The following is a 13,531-nucleotide window of genomic DNA, read 5'->3' on the forward strand; positions in this document are numbered from 1 at the left end:
CACCAGTGAATCCGCACGGAAGTATTCTGTGTCTTCAACTGGAGGGGAAATCTAAACCGTCGACGCATGCAACCGATAATTCTCGGATTTGCACAAGTATCTACTCTACAGTGTCGAAGCCGTTTAGGTCTGTGATGATCTGCGCATCGGTGTTGAATCACCGGAGACTTTGCCCACGTTCTCAGCCTTCATGGCTGTGTCTTTGCGCGACATTTTGGAAGGCCACCAGACCCTTGGCCCTATCTCCTCGACCAAAGCAGGAACCAAGAGACTACGAACAATGAAAGTATCTAACAGCACGCCAAAAGCAACAATGAATCCTAACTGTCCAAGGAACATGATGGGTACAACCCCTAACGCTGCGAAGGTCGCCGCAAGCACAACGCCAGCTGAGGTAATAACGCCACCGGTGACCTGTAGACCTCGCCTCATGCCAGCGTAGGTACCCCATTTCTTTGATTCTTCACGCACTCTCGTCATGAGGAAAATGTTGTAGTCGACACCAAGTGCTACAAGAAAAACGAATCCAAACAGCGGCACGGAGGGATCTGCGCCAACATAGTTGAACACGTTATTAAAAACTAGCGCGCTGACGCCCATAGCCGTTCCATAGGACAACACCGTGCTCAGCATCAAGAGCAGTGGAGCCAAAACTGAGCGCAGTAGCAACATCAGAATTACAAAGATCGCTGCCAAAGTGGTGGGGATGATCTTATTCAGGTCCGCTTGCGCCGTTGCATTGGTATCAATCTGAGTAGCAGTGGTGCCACCTACCAACGTTTGAGGGTTGACCTGATGCATGGCTTGACGCAACCGGACAATGCTCTCTTTAGCCTCATCCGAGTCGGCCGCATCAGAAAGCGTGACGGAGATGAGGTTCCGCCCCTGAACTTCATAAGGCTCAATACCCCGTTCAATGATGGCAGGGCCGCCATCTTCGGCCTGCAAATACGCTGAGTTGACTCCTTGAACATGAAAAACTTTTTCTAAGGCAGTCTGAGCGTTCGCTTCGTCTACGATGACGGTTGCAGGTGACCCGGTTCCTCCCGGGAAGTGTTGGCCTAGGGCTATTTGTCCGTCTTTGGCCTCAGAACCACCAACCACCAATTCACTTTGAGGTACCCCATGTGCCTTGAGCTGGGTAACACCAAGTGCTCCGGCAAATAAAACGACAATCGTGATCATCCAAATCGGACGAGGATGCTTGGCTACGAATTTGGCGATCTTGCCCCATAATCCAACCTCACCCTCCACTTGCTGATGCTCTCCCAACTTTTTTGGGGCAAACGGCCAGTAGGCCGCTCGGCCCAGAAGACCGAGTACTGACGGCAAGAAACTCAAGGCGGCAATAATCGAGAAAACAATACCCGAGGCACCGATCGGACCTAATGCTTTATTGGAATTCAGGTCCGAGAAGAGCAAACAAAGAAGACCAACTGTAACGGTGCCACCCGAAGCGACAATCGGCTCTAGCGAATTCCTCAACGCAGTGGACACTGCCTGCCATTTGCTAGCACCGGCTATCAACGCTTCTTTATGTCTGGCAACAAAAAGTAACGAGTAATCTGTAGCCGCACCAATGACAAGGATCGACAAAATACCTTGCGCTTGGCCGTCTAATCGAATCCAACCTTCAGATGCCATGAAGTACACACTGACGATTGCGGCACATAAGGCCACCATCGAGGTCATCAGCACGACAAGTGGTAAGAGCACCGAACGGTAGACAACTAATAAGATCACCAGAACCGCTACTAGTGCTACCCCTAGCAATACTCCATCAATTCCGCCGAAAGCTTCAGCTAGATCGGCACTGAATCCGGCCGGGCCCGTGACATACGCTGTGGTACCTTCTGGTTTTTGGTCAGCAAGCAAGGACCGCAATTCCTCAACGGCTAATTTTGCTTTCGTATCGCCCGAGATTGGTACGAGCAGTTCAGCAGCTTGCGCATCGTCTGAAAGAAAAGGCCCTGCCACTTTCCCATCGAGATAGGTGAACTCACTAAGATTTTCGGCGAGCGCCCTGACGTCAGATTCATCAAGCACATCGTTTCCGGTCAGGACGACGACGGCGGGGATTGCGTCAGTGGTCAGGAACTTCTTCTGCCATCCAAGGGCTTGGGTAGCTTCCGCAGTAGCTGGAAGGAACGCAGTCTGATCATTGGTCTGGACTTGCGAAAGTTTCCCGAAAGTTGGACCGCCGAGCCCTGCAATACAAAGCCACAGGACAATCAAGATCGCGTAAATCCATGCTCTCAGAGCATTGCTCTTTCCACGGCCCTTCGCCAATAACCCATTTTTGAACTGCTCGCGTTGTGACACTACTGTGTTCCCTCATTCATAGGTCAGGCTCTTCGCACCGCGCTTCGATGCAGGACCAACACTATCCGAGATATTTCCATGATGGAAGTATCTTCTGTCGAGCAGATATCAAAACGGAATAAGATTACGGCTATGACTGCAAGTGACTACCAGCATCTGGTGGTGCTCCTTCAAGAATTCAGCCAAGCGAGCGACCGGTATGTTGAATCCACCGGCGCGCAATTCGGCACGCACCGAACGGACATGAATGCCCTGTCCATCATCATGAAATACCAGCAACGCGGAGCACTTCCATCTCCCAAAGACCTCAGCAATGAATTGCAACTCAGTTCTCCGGCCACCACCGCTATGCTGGATAGACTCTCCCGTCTCGGCCTAATTGAACGCCTGCGTTCCGATCAAGACCGACGGGTCATGCGCATCTCACCGACGGAGAAAGCCTGGACCAAAGGTCGTGAAATGTTCATGCCCTTAGGGATGAAAATGATGGAAGTCATCGGCAACTACAACGAGAACGAACTGCAGATCATCACCCGCTTCATGACAGATGCCATTGCCGGTGTGGACAGCGCCCGAGAAGAAGCCGTAACCCAAAGTCCTGCGAATCTTCAGAACCCACCTATGGGCAATAGCATTGACCGGTGACACTTTCACTTTGGTTTTCCCTGCTCACTGCCTGCATCGTCATTAGCTTCACGCCCGGCGCTGGTGCCATCAACACCATGAATAATTCGATGCGCCAGGGCTGGAGAACTTCGATTTGGGGCATCTTGGGCCAGCAAATCGCCTTGCTGATCCACGTGGTGATTGTTGCGGCCGGTGTGGGAATTCTTGTAGCAAATAGCCCCACGCTTTTTGCCATCATCCGCTACGCCGGTGCGGCCTACCTCGTGTATTTGGGGATCCGTATGCTGTTGTCCAAACCCGACGTAGCATCAGACGGAACCTCAACCGGGCATCGATTGAGCCGCCGTTCTATGGTGAGTCGCGGCATCCTCGTTAACCTGCTCAATCCCAAAGCCATCGTTTTCTTCTTGGCCTTCACCCCACAATTCATCAACACAGATCAGCCGTTACTCGGCCAATATGCGTTGTATATCGGCACGGTCATCGCCGTTGACATCCTAGTCATGTACTTCTTCTTTGCCGGTACCGCCCGTACTTTCCAGCGTTTTACCGCCACCTACCGTGGCGCAAAAATGCTCAATATCCTCTTTGGTGTCCTGTTTATTCTTGTTGCACTGCTGCTATTACTCATGCACTAAAGAGTTTCGTCTCAGAATCGTTACCGATTTATGCCCGACTTTCGGGCGCGTAGCTATCGCCCCAAAGCGTTTGTGCCCATAGACTGATGCCATGTTCCGGATAATGATTGTGTGCACGGGAAATATCTGCCGTTCGCCTATGGCCGAGTACATGCTCAAGGACGCCCTGGAAAACGCAGACGTCAACGAGGTACAGGTACTCTCACGCGCCATCACCGACGGTGAAGTCGGCAATCCTATTGATGAGCGCGCCGCCAGCATCCTGCACAGTCACGGATTGGACGCCTCAGAACATGTCGCCGCCCAGATTGACGCTGACGAACTGGCCGACATGGATCTTGTTCTGGCCATGGACACCGACCACTTCGAAGAATTGGTCCCGGAGCTAGCGGACATTGATCCTTCACAACGTCCACAACTGCGGATGTTCCGGTCCTTTGATCCGCAGACAGCCAACGCACCACATGAACGTCAAGGCGTTTACGATCCTTGGTACGGGGATGCCGGTGACTTCCGTGAGACCTGGAAACTCATCTCAGCTTCCCTGCCAGCCCTTGTAGATTACGTGCGGAGTAATATCGCTTCTCGTGGAAACCGCTAGACCAACTTTTATTGCCATTGATGGACGCTCCGGTTCAGGCAAAAGCACTTTCGCATCAGATCTAGCGCAACACCTTGCAACCACCTCAACCGTGGCTGTGTTGCGCCTCGAAGACCTCTACCATGGGTGGCACGGCCTTGGCCGCGCCTGCGAACTCTACGCTCAGCTTCTCCCAGCGCTGGCTTCTGGGCAACCGGTAACCTACCCCACCTGGGATTGGGCTACTGACTCTGTAGGCCCACAGCAGTCTTTTGCTCCGGGTGAGATTGTGATCATCGAGGGGGTGGGTGCACTCAATGATCAAACTCTTGGGTTCATTGATCTCGGTATTTGGCTAGACGCACCCGAAGATTTTCGACGCGAACGAGCTCTAACGCGCGACGGTCAAACCTACAGGCCCTATTGGGACACATGGGCTGCTCAAGAGCATACTTATCTCCTCGAACATTCGCCCCAACATCATGCGAACCTGAGGATCGACACCTCAACGCGCAGTCATCCGCTAACGGCCTTGCTCGAATCTTCCCGTTTCTTACCCTCTACTATTGCCGAGCTTGTTTTGGCGAGCTCCCATGGCAGTAACGCGCCGAAGTTCCGGCAAAGCTACCAAGCACCAGCAGACGCTGCAGCACTCTTTGAAGCGATCACCGTGCACATGCCGCATGCTGCGCTCTTAGAGTCCACCAGCCAACATCTAGAAGACCCGCTGGGACGCAATAGGTATTCCCTCCTTGCCTTCTCCACACAGCAACAGCCACCACTGTTGATGGGTGATGCCAAGGGAGCAACAATCCAGCTCGAAGGTGCGAGCCTTCAACTAGGCCAAAACTTTTTTGATTCACTCCAAAATCAGTGGCCTCCTGTTGAGGCCCTGCACACCGACTATCCCCTTCCCCATGTGGGTTGGATATTTAGGATATGAGCTGAAACAAGAGGTCGGGGCCAGCAATCTCAGCGCCGAAATCTCGCCCGGAGTGAATCGGCCAGATGCGCAGTTCTTCGCTCCTGACACCGTGGTCATTATTGACCATGAACTCGGGCAGATGCACTTGCACAGCATCAACAAGCCGGACGCGGAAATCACCATTGTGCTGGGCAATCCGCCGCAACAACGTTCCGGCCAGGATCTCTGCGTTCCACACTTCACCTGTGCTGACACCGCCGCCGGCTATCAGGAGAAGATTCGTCGTGCTCAGCATGAAATCTATGAAGGCAACACCTATGAGGTTTGTCTGACCACCGAACTGACAGCACAGGTTGAAGACTTTAACCCGTTCGAGGCGTACTGTCGCATGCGCCAATCAAGCCCAGCACCCTTCGCCCACTATCTTCGGCTACCCAAACTTGAGGTCGCCAGTATCTCGCCCGAACGTTTTCTTGCCCTCTCCAAGAACGCTCAACTACGCGCCGAACCGATCAAGGGCACCCGGCCACGCGGAACTGATGAAGAAAGTGATCTCGCGCTAAAACACGATCTGGCCACGCATCCAAAAGACCGGGCCGAGAACATCATGATCGTTGATCTATTGCGCAACGACCTGTCTCATCATGCGGTGCCAGGCTCCGTACGGGTCACTCGCCTGTGCTCGGTGGAAAGCTACGCCACGGTCCACCAGATGGTCTCCACCATTGATGCCACCCTAAAATCTCCAGAGCTTGCAGCCGATGCTCTGCGCGAGGCATTCCCTCCAGGGTCCATGACTGGTGCACCAAAATTGTCCACCATGAACATCTTGGACGAGTTAGAAGATCATCGAGCTCGCGGCTTGTATTCCGGTGCTGTCGGTTACCTTGGTGCCGATGGCGCAGCAGATTTCTCGGTGGTCATCCGCACGTTGGTCTGCGATAAACTTCCAGACCGGTCCTGGCGACTATCTCTTGGGCTTGGTGGAGCCATTACGGCAGATTCAGTGCCCGAAGATGAGTGGGAAGAAGTTATCACGAAGTCTCGCGGCGTACTTCAAGCACTGGGAGCAACGTTCCCGTTGTCTACTGCAAGGTAGCAGTCAAGCGTGCGACGTTATCGATCCACCGTTGCATGCGAGGACGACGGCGCCATTGTGACAGCGTGATTTCTGAAGAGATTTCACGATAGTGATTTTGTACGTCGTTTACGGCATTGACCATCTCTTTGCCCAAGAGCATGACTGAGATTTCCATGTTCAAACTGAACGAACGCATATCCATGTTCGAGGAGCCCACCACGGCAACATCATCATCCACCGTAAAGCACTTGGTATGTAGCACCATCGGCGCCGGGTAACAGTGAATGCGCACTCCGGCTTCTAGAAGTTGTTGGTAGTAGGACTGCTGTGCATGGTGAACCAGGAACTGATCCCCTTCTTCACAGACAAATAGCTCTACTTCTACGCCACGCTGTGCCGCTGTGGTAATCGCATAAAGCAGGGAATCATCAGGAACAAAGTACGGGCTGGTGATTTCCAATCGCTCCGAAGCCGAATAGATCAGCGTGTTGAACAAACGAAGATTATTTTCCGTGCCGAAGCCGGGACCACTAGGAAGTAACTGAGCCAAGGTCTCCCCGGGACGCTCTTCATAGGCCAGGGGGTGCCGTGCCTCGTTCATATCCATCAGCACTTCTTGGTCATCGTCCTCTTGCCACCAGTCGATAGCAAAAGTCACGTCCAAGCTGCGTACCAGTGGACCTTCGATGCGAAGCATCATTTCGACCCATTCACGGCCGATCTTGTGCGAGGACTTGCGCTTGTAGCCAGGCTCAATCAGGTTCTGGCTTCCGGTGAAACCAATTTCACCGTCAATCACCAAGATCTTGCGGTGGTTACGCAAATCCGGGCGGCGCCAACGTCGGCCAATCAAGTCAATAGGTAGCATCGGACGCCAGTTGATACCCGACTTATTCAGTCGTTTCTTCAGCTCTCCGTAACCCTTAACACGTAGGGTTCCCAGGTGATCAAAGAGCAAGCGTACGTGCACCCCGCGCTGCACGGCCCGTTCCAGAGCGTCCAGCACCGGCCCGACATATTCTTCGTCATCACCCATGATGTAGAACTGGATGTGCACGTAGCGAGTCGCCTTATCGATTTCCTCCCGCATTGCTTCCATGGAGGAGCGATAGTCAGAAATAACCTTGACGCTGTTTCCGCCTTCGAGGGGCATCGCGCCAAGGTTTCGGTTGAGCATCACCGCTGATTCAACCCACTCTTCTTGAGAGTGGAATTCCTCGGGCATTTGCATGTGCCGGGTGGCATCCATGATCTGTTCATGGGCGCGCTGCTGTTTTTCTAGCCGGCGGCGAGAAAGGCGTGGATTAGCAAAGAGCCAATAGGCCAACAGTCCAACTACAGGAAGGAAGAAAATCGCCAACAACCAGGCCATGGCAGTAGTGGGCCGACGGTTGCCCGGGACAATACCAATCATGAAGTAACGGACCGCGAGTTCGATTGCGACCAGAATGCTCCACAGCACGCCACCGATTTGTACCAGTACTTCATTACTCGGCAACACTATGGAACACCCCTTGGTTACGCACGATGATCGTCGCTATTTCCGGCTCTGATCTGCGTAAGACAGCTCAAATTCCTCCGCCTAGCTTATCTAAGATTCACCACCTTGTCTGAACTTACGTGTATAGAAAGGTCACGGAAGTGCCAAGGGTTCGATAATCTGTAGGTATGAGCTCACTTGTATTCTTGGATCCGGCCTATCCGGCAGGCTACTTGGCCGACATTACCGCACCGCAACTTCCAGTGACCGCGCAGGGAGTCACCCGTGGTGATGGTGTCTTCGAATCAATGCTCTACACCAACCAAGCAGTGCGAAAATTTGAGGCTCATCTATCCCGCTTGGCCACCTCAGCCGAGCTCGCCGACCTGATCATTCCCGATGCACGCAGCTGGTACGCGGCAGTAGATACTGCAGTGGCCGACTTTGATGCCAATGGAGGTGCCGAAGAAGCCGTCGTCAAGCTCATCGCAGCGCGTGGGGAACACGATGAGGACCCAGCGATCTGCTGGGTGACTGTCACCCCAGCTCCAGCGCTGGGCAAGGAACAACGCGAAACCGGTGTTGACGTATTGTTGCTGGACCGCGGTTACGATTCAAAGCTTGCTGAACGCGCCCCGTGGCTGATGATGGGGGCAAAGACCCTGTCCTACTCCGTGAATATGGCGGCTCTACGCTACGCCCGCAAGCACGGCGCCCACGATGTCATTTTCACTTCGGCTGACGGCATCGTGCTCGAAGCACCGACCTCCACCGTGTTGGTGGCCCAGCGCGATGGTGAAACCAAGCGTCTGCTGACCCCCATGCTTGAAACCGGCATTCTGCCCGGCACCACGCAAAGCGCCATTTTTGATGCCGCCGCACAAGATGGTTGGGAATTGGGGTACGGACCGTTGCGTCCCGAAGATCTCTACCAGGCAGATGGCGTCTGGCTGGTCTCGTCGATTCGTTTGCTCACTCCGGTACGCACCATCGATGCCAAGCCATTGCGTCTAGACGCCGAGCTCCACGAAGAGCTCAGCGCCCTCAGCGACGCAATCCGCTAACCCCAAACAAGGTTGTAGGTACCGGCCATCATGGCCGCACCTACAGCCAGGGCCCCTAGCAGTAGGCCCACCAACAGAACTGCAGCATCCTTCACGGTAAAAGTAGCCGTGCGCATCCACGTCCGCGGACCAATCCCGAAGCCCTTTGCTTCCATGGTCACCGCCAGACGCCCAGCACGCCGAAGAGCCTGCACCAATAGTGCAAGGCACTGACCCAGCTTCGCACCGATTCGTTGGGTAAAGGTCCCAAAGTTTCCTACCCCACGGGCTCGTCGGGCTAAGCCGAGGGTAGAGAATTCTTCCACCATCAAACCCAGCAGGCGCATGCCAGCCAACGCTCCAAGCACAAATCGATGTGGCACTCGCAGTTGTTGTGACAAGGCTCCACCCAAATCGCTGGGGTTGGTACTGACCAGCAACAAGATACACGGAAGTGCTAGGGCAAAGGCTCTCAGACCGGTAGCGATACCACCCTGAACCGAGCCTTCGGTGATACTGAAAATCCCCAGTTGGGCGTAGACTTCTCCGCTGTCCTGTCCGACCAAGGCGATACCCCAGGCGGCCACCACCCCTGCGATGAGCAAGGGCCAGGCCCGTTTGAAGAACCTAGCCGGACTCAATCCTGCCAGTGGGAAAGCCACCAAGGTCGCCACAATGATCACCAGCGCAGAAACCCAATCCAGGGTAGTAATCAGCGGCAGGGTTGCCGCAGCAACAGCACCCAGTTTGGCCAGTGGGTTAATCTTCGCCAACCAACTATCACCCACTGGCGCATCAAGAACCGGGCCACGAGTTTTCGCGGGTGCTTGGTCTGCGAGGGCCGACAGGTGAATCTCTTGGGCGTTGAGCACCTTGACCAAGTGTTCATCGTGAGTCACCGCAATAATCGCGGTGCCAAGATGCAGTTGTTCCACCAGCAGGGAAGCAAGCTCACGCCAAGTATTAGCATCCTGCCCGAACGTTGGTTCATCAAGGATGAGCACCTCAGGGGCAGCAGCCAAGACGGTACCCACGGACAGTCGACGCTTCTCCCCTCCCGACAGGGTAAAAGGATTCGCATCAGCAAGATGTTGTAATCCCAACCGAGCTAGCAAAGAATCAACGCGCGCATCAACCTGCTGCGCATCGTACTTTAGCTCCTGACCGCCACTGGCTTTAGCTCGCAAGGGAGCGAAAGCTAACTCTTCACGCACACTCTGGGTGACAAATTGATGCTCTGGTTCTTGAAACACCGATCCGATGCGCGCAATCAGCGCCCCAGCCTTCCAGCTAAAGGGCGAATTTCCCAAGCCATTGGCTAACGATTCGGTAGCCTGCAGCTCACCTGCTACCGGTTCCAACAATCCGCCCAGGGTCAAGGCCAGGGTAGATTTCCCAGCACCGTTCTCCCCGCGGATCACCGTCGCTGTGCCGGCACGGACCTTCAGGTTCACCTTCTGTGTCCGTGCTGATGATGCGGTACGGGCGCTGATCAGATCATGAGCTTCAAGCAATTGCTCTTGGGGATTAGTCTGTGCCTCAGTCAGTTCTAACTGGTAGTTCGGCACCCATAACCCGGCCTGCGAGAGTTCCGTTCGCAGCTCCTGATCATCATAGAGTCGCTGCGGATCTAGGTCGTGGGCGACGCCTCCGCCAGGTTCCAGCACGATCACTCGATCCATATGCTCAGCCCAGGCATCTAGTCGGTGTTCAACCACAATCAGTGTGGCACCACTTAGTTGGGCTGCGTTGAGTACTGCATCGCGTAAGGGGCGGATGCCCTCGGGATCCACGTTAGCGGTGGGTTCATCAAGCAACATCAGTCCCGGTTGCATCGCAAGGATGCCGGCCAAAGCTAGGCGCTGCTTTTGTCCACCGGATAATTCCTGCGTGCGATGATCCATGGGCAGCATCCCCAAGCCAACTGCCTCCAGGGCTTCAGGGATTCGTTGGCGAATGATTTGAGGATCTACTGCAAGGTTCTCGGCGCCAAAGGCTACATCGTCCGCAACACGGCTTTGTACCACCTGCGTCTCCGGATCCTGTTGCATCAGTCCTACCGGATGCTCTCGGGCAAACGCATCGGACCCGTCGATGAGTAGTTGACCAGAGATCTGTTCGGATTCATCTACTTCTAGCAAGCCCGCCAAGGCGTGCAACAGAGTTGATTTGCCTGCCCCTGAGGGACCTACTAGCAAGACTTTTTGACCAGCAGGAATCTGAACATCCAGTCCGGAAATAGCGGGACGCTCTCGTTCGGCATGCTGCCATCGAAATCCTTTGGCAGTGATTTCGGTACCACGCCTAGTCGTTGCTTTGGCGTCGGCGCTCACTACCGAGCTCATTTTGCCGCCAGTTTTCCAGTTTCAAGATGTGCCCGGCGGCTAGCCAATGCGCTCAACGCACCGGTCTTGGCCAGGCCACGTGTTGCCAGCCAGGACAGCAAGCCGGCAACAATCAGGCCGGAGATCCCGGTAGCGATCACGTGGAAGATCTTCAACGCAGGAGTGTATTCAACGTAGTAGGCCATGATGTATGCCTCGGAAATGCCGGCAAAGAGTCCGGAGAACAGGCCCGCGAGCAGGGAAACGCTAAGGTTCCATTTGCGGTATCGCACCGCCGCGAACACCAGTTCGGCGCCGAGTCCCTGAACGAACCCGGAGATGAGTACTGTCAGGCCGTAGTGCGAACCCAGTAGAGCTTCGATGACTGCCGCCAGCATTTCGCAGTACAGTGCGGCTCCGGGCTTACGGATGATCAGTGCGCCGAGTACTGCTGGGAAGAGCCAGACACCGGTGAGCAATGCGGATGCCGGTGGGAAAGCGACGAAGGCTAGGGAAAACAACCCGTACCCTGCGCTCCAGGCCCAGAAGATGACGCCCGAGGCGACGGCGATGACCGATGCGGTGACGATGTCAACCACGCGCCAACCGGTACGCTGCTTGGCTACTGCTTGATTCATTAGTGGTCCTCCTATATCAAGGAGGGGAGATGCACGGATTTTGGACGCACTGCGTCCTATCCGCATCCGAGATGCTCGACTTCCTTCGCCGGTACTAACCGGAGCAGGTTCGAGGGTCTGCGATCCATCGCACTCTCAGCGTCTTGCGACTTCACAAATGAAGTCTGACGCTCCCCTGTCGGAAAATTACTGCTCCCCCACCATACCGCAGGTATGCTGGGCAGAGGAACGATAAGTCACTACGTTGAAGCGAGGGCAAGATGAATACAGTGCAGAAACTTGCTACCACGGGTATCTCGATTGCCGCCGGTTTTGTCGGCAGTAAGCTAGTTGATCAGTTGTGGAAGGGTTTTACCGGAAACAAGGCTCCCCGCAAGGGTAGCGAAGAGGCCGCCGAGGCTTCGTTGCGTCAGGCTCTTGGATTCGCAATCTTCTCATCCATTGTCGCTGCCACCATTCAGGTGTTGGCTGACCGCGGCACCAACAAGGTTGTTGCGCGTCTAAGCAAGTAGTACTTAAAGCAACGGGCATCCCACCAATGGTGGGATGCCCGTTGCTTGCTTCTACCGTGGATATTACTTCTTCTCTTCCTCCGGTACTTCAATAACACCCGTAGCTGGCATGCTACTGACCTTATCGACCACGAGCTTCAGCTCATCAGCGTAGAGTGAGTCCTTTGCTGCGTGCTTGGTTCGATAACCAGAACGACCAATCATGTGCGCTGATACCGGGGCCGTGAGCAGCTGCATTCCCCACGCCAAGGCGAGTACGGGAACCACTGCCCAGCTGCGCAGGTGAATCGCGAGCCCGGTGAAGATCAGTAAGAACCCGAGCACCTGGGGTTTGGTGGCTGCGTGCATTCGAGTGAGCATGTCTGGAAAGGTCAGCAGACCGATGCCAGCGATCAAGGACATCAGGCAACCCAGGATGAGTAATACTGCCACGAGAATGTCGAGGAACATTTCCATTATGCGTTCCTCTGGTCAGAGACGTAGCGCGAGACCGTCACCGAACCAATGAAGCCCAAGGTGCAGGCGGCCACCACAAAGAGTAGGAAGTCAGTGTGTTTGTTGTAGATCATCTCTAGGCACAGGGCTACCGAGATAATCAGGAGCATCACGTCCAAAGCCAGAACGCGGTCAAGAATCGATGGTCCCTTTGCCACACGGATGACACAGGCGATGGACGCTAGACCCAACATGATGCCACAAATCCACATCACGATTTCTATCATTTTTTGCCCTTCATTCTCATCAGATTCGGTCCGCATTCGTGCTTGATCGCATCAAATTCATCATGGCTGCCAATCGCCATAATCATCCGGCGTTCGATGTCACGCACGGCTTCCCGGGCGCGCTCCATGTCCTGTTTTGACTCAATATTGATGTAGTGCAAATACAGTGTTGATGAGCTGCGGTCCACGTCAATGACGAAGGATCCTGGGATCAACGTCAAGACGTGGCCCACCGTGGTAACAATCAAGTCCGAGTCGGTACGCAAGGGAACCGCAATGACTCCACTGCGTGTTTTTTTGCCTCGGAAGATCGCCAGGCGTGCCACCTGATAGCTGGCCACAAAGACCTGCCCAATGAACCAAATGAATAGCTGCACGCAGTACCAAATGTTTACTCGGCCCGAAAGAACCACCGGAGGCAACGGGAACAGCGTGACAATGACCAGCGAAACAATGACTCCGAAGATCAGGTTTGCTGGCGAAAAATCTTGCCACAGTGCGCACCACACAAAAATCAGCAGCGCCAACAGTGGCCATTCCTGTTTGAGTGTAGCCCGGTGGCGCACACCGGAGGTATCTAGCGCATCATCAATACGCTGATCACGAGGTTGCATGTTCTTAGTCGGCATCATCCCTCCA

At 54.5% G+C, this 13,531-nt stretch carries 14 protein-coding genes and 1 riboswitch; of the genes, 7 read left to right on the forward strand and 7 right to left on the reverse strand.

The annotated features are described in order from the left end of the window. Positions 1-123: 123 nt before the first annotated feature. On the reverse strand, positions 124-2,322 hold the full coding sequence (locus QMQ05_RS12530) for an MMPL family transporter (RefSeq protein ID WP_345470475.1): 2,199 nt from the start codon (positions 2,320-2,322) through the stop codon (positions 124-126). Between the two features lie 78 nt (positions 2,323-2,400). On the opposite strand from QMQ05_RS12530, the gene QMQ05_RS12535 reads away from it, so the two are divergent. The 5 genes from QMQ05_RS12535 (at position 2,401) to pabB (ending at position 6,191) form a co-directional block, all read left to right on the forward strand. Beyond that, complete coding sequence (locus tag QMQ05_RS12535; RefSeq protein WP_345470477.1) at positions 2,401-2,967, forward strand: MarR family winged helix-turn-helix transcriptional regulator; 567 nt, start codon at positions 2,401-2,403, stop codon at positions 2,965-2,967. Further along, positions 2,964-3,587 carry a LysE family transporter gene (locus QMQ05_RS12540; RefSeq protein WP_345470479.1) on the forward strand — a complete coding sequence of 208 codons (624 nt, stop codon included), beginning with the start codon at positions 2,964-2,966 and terminating at the stop codon, positions 3,585-3,587. Before QMQ05_RS12535 ends, QMQ05_RS12540 begins: the two co-directional genes overlap by 4 nt. Positions 3,588-3,678: 91 nt before the next feature. Beyond that, the gene (locus tag QMQ05_RS12545; RefSeq protein ID WP_345470481.1) at positions 3,679-4,188 is read left to right on the forward strand and encodes a low molecular weight protein-tyrosine-phosphatase; all 510 of its coding nucleotides are present in this window, start codon (positions 3,679-3,681) and stop codon (positions 4,186-4,188) included. Further along, on the forward strand, positions 4,175-5,110 hold the full coding sequence (locus tag QMQ05_RS12550) for a hypothetical protein (protein WP_345470483.1): 936 nt from the start codon (positions 4,175-4,177) through the stop codon (positions 5,108-5,110). Before QMQ05_RS12545 ends, QMQ05_RS12550 begins: the two co-directional genes overlap by 14 nt. After that, positions 5,085-6,191, forward strand: coding sequence for an aminodeoxychorismate synthase component I (pabB, locus tag QMQ05_RS12555; protein WP_345470485.1), 1,107 nt, complete (start codon positions 5,085-5,087; stop codon positions 6,189-6,191). The genes QMQ05_RS12550 and pabB overlap by 26 nt, the downstream gene beginning before the upstream one ends. On the opposite strand, the gene cls is transcribed toward pabB, so the two are convergent. Then, positions 6,178-7,587: a cardiolipin synthase gene (gene cls / locus QMQ05_RS12560; protein WP_434063200.1), complete on the reverse strand. Its 1,410-nt coding sequence runs from the start codon at positions 7,585-7,587 to the stop codon at positions 6,178-6,180. The genes pabB and cls overlap by 14 nt on opposite strands. Before the next feature lie 254 nt (positions 7,588-7,841). On the opposite strand from cls, the gene QMQ05_RS12565 reads away from it, so the two are divergent. Next, positions 7,842-8,717 carry an aminodeoxychorismate lyase gene (locus QMQ05_RS12565; RefSeq protein ID WP_345470488.1) on the forward strand — a complete coding sequence of 292 codons (876 nt, stop codon included), beginning with the start codon at positions 7,842-7,844 and terminating at the stop codon, positions 8,715-8,717. Here QMQ05_RS12565 and QMQ05_RS12570 read toward each other — a convergent pair. Then, entirely contained in the window at positions 8,714-11,041 is a 2,328-nt protein-coding gene (locus tag QMQ05_RS12570) for an ATP-binding cassette domain-containing protein (protein WP_345470490.1), read from the reverse strand. The genes QMQ05_RS12565 and QMQ05_RS12570 overlap by 4 nt on opposite strands. Then, positions 11,038-11,658, reverse strand: coding sequence for an ECF transporter S component (locus QMQ05_RS12575; RefSeq protein ID WP_334121821.1), 621 nt, complete (start codon positions 11,656-11,658; stop codon positions 11,038-11,040). The genes QMQ05_RS12570 and QMQ05_RS12575 overlap by 4 nt, the downstream gene beginning before the upstream one ends. A gap of 63 nt (positions 11,659-11,721) precedes the next feature. Then, positions 11,722-11,845: riboswitch (TPP riboswitch) on the reverse strand. Positions 11,846-11,918: 73 nt separating this feature from the next. Between QMQ05_RS12575 and QMQ05_RS12580 the strand changes: the two genes are divergently transcribed. Continuing rightward, positions 11,919-12,170, forward strand: a complete 252-nt coding sequence (locus QMQ05_RS12580) for a DUF4235 domain-containing protein (protein ID WP_058256705.1) — start codon at positions 11,919-11,921, stop codon at positions 12,168-12,170. Positions 12,171-12,233: 63 nt separating this feature from the next. Here the strand turns inward: QMQ05_RS12580 and mnhG are convergent, their stop codons facing one another. Genes mnhG through QMQ05_RS12595 form a run of 3 tightly spaced genes read right to left on the reverse strand, consistent with a single transcriptional unit; the run spans position 12,234 to position 13,524 of the window. Beyond that, positions 12,234-12,626 carry a monovalent cation/H(+) antiporter subunit G gene (gene mnhG, locus QMQ05_RS12585; RefSeq protein WP_345470493.1) on the reverse strand — a complete coding sequence of 131 codons (393 nt, stop codon included), beginning with the start codon at positions 12,624-12,626 and terminating at the stop codon, positions 12,234-12,236. Further along, positions 12,626-12,892, reverse strand: a complete 267-nt coding sequence (locus tag QMQ05_RS12590) for a monovalent cation/H+ antiporter complex subunit F (RefSeq protein WP_058256707.1) — start codon at positions 12,890-12,892, stop codon at positions 12,626-12,628. The genes mnhG and QMQ05_RS12590 overlap by 1 nt, the downstream gene beginning before the upstream one ends. After that, the gene (locus QMQ05_RS12595; protein ID WP_345470495.1) at positions 12,889-13,524 is read right to left on the reverse strand and encodes a Na+/H+ antiporter subunit E; all 636 of its coding nucleotides are present in this window, start codon (positions 13,522-13,524) and stop codon (positions 12,889-12,891) included. Before QMQ05_RS12595 ends, QMQ05_RS12590 begins: the two co-directional genes overlap by 4 nt. Between the last annotated feature and the right edge of the window lie 7 nt (positions 13,525-13,531).

The sequence above is a fragment of the Glutamicibacter sp. B1 genome, from assembly GCF_039602135.1.
Taxonomy (GTDB): Bacteria; Actinomycetota; Actinomycetes; order Actinomycetales; family Micrococcaceae; genus Glutamicibacter; species Glutamicibacter ectropisis.

Coding starts and splice junctions, on each gene's coding strand:
- QMQ05_RS12595 (WP_345470495.1), bottom strand. CDS start 13,524: ATGATGCCGACTAAGAACATGCAACCTCGTGATCAGCGTATTGATGAT.
- QMQ05_RS12590 (WP_058256707.1), bottom strand. CDS start 12,892: ATGATAGAAATCGTGATGTGGATTTGTGGCATCATGTTGGGTCTAGCG.
- QMQ05_RS12545 (WP_345470481.1), top strand. CDS start 3,679: ATGTTCCGGATAATGATTGTGTGCACGGGAAATATCTGCCGTTCGCCT.
- QMQ05_RS12575 (WP_334121821.1), bottom strand. CDS start 11,658: ATGAATCAAGCAGTAGCCAAGCAGCGTACCGGTTGGCGCGTGGTTGAC.
- QMQ05_RS12565 (WP_345470488.1), top strand. CDS start 7,842: ATGAGCTCACTTGTATTCTTGGATCCGGCCTATCCGGCAGGCTACTTG.
- mnhG (WP_345470493.1), bottom strand. CDS start 12,626: ATGGAAATGTTCCTCGACATTCTCGTGGCAGTATTACTCATCCTGGGT.
- cls (WP_434063200.1), bottom strand. CDS start 7,587: ATGATTGGTATTGTCCCGGGCAACCGTCGGCCCACTACTGCCATGGCC.
- QMQ05_RS12580 (WP_058256705.1), top strand. CDS start 11,919: ATGAATACAGTGCAGAAACTTGCTACCACGGGTATCTCGATTGCCGCC.
- QMQ05_RS12535 (WP_345470477.1), top strand. CDS start 2,401: ATGATGGAAGTATCTTCTGTCGAGCAGATATCAAAACGGAATAAGATT.
- pabB (WP_345470485.1), top strand. CDS start 5,085: ATGTGGGTTGGATATTTAGGATATGAGCTGAAACAAGAGGTCGGGGCC.
- QMQ05_RS12570 (WP_345470490.1), bottom strand. CDS start 11,041: ATGAGCTCGGTAGTGAGCGCCGACGCCAAAGCAACGACTAGGCGTGGT.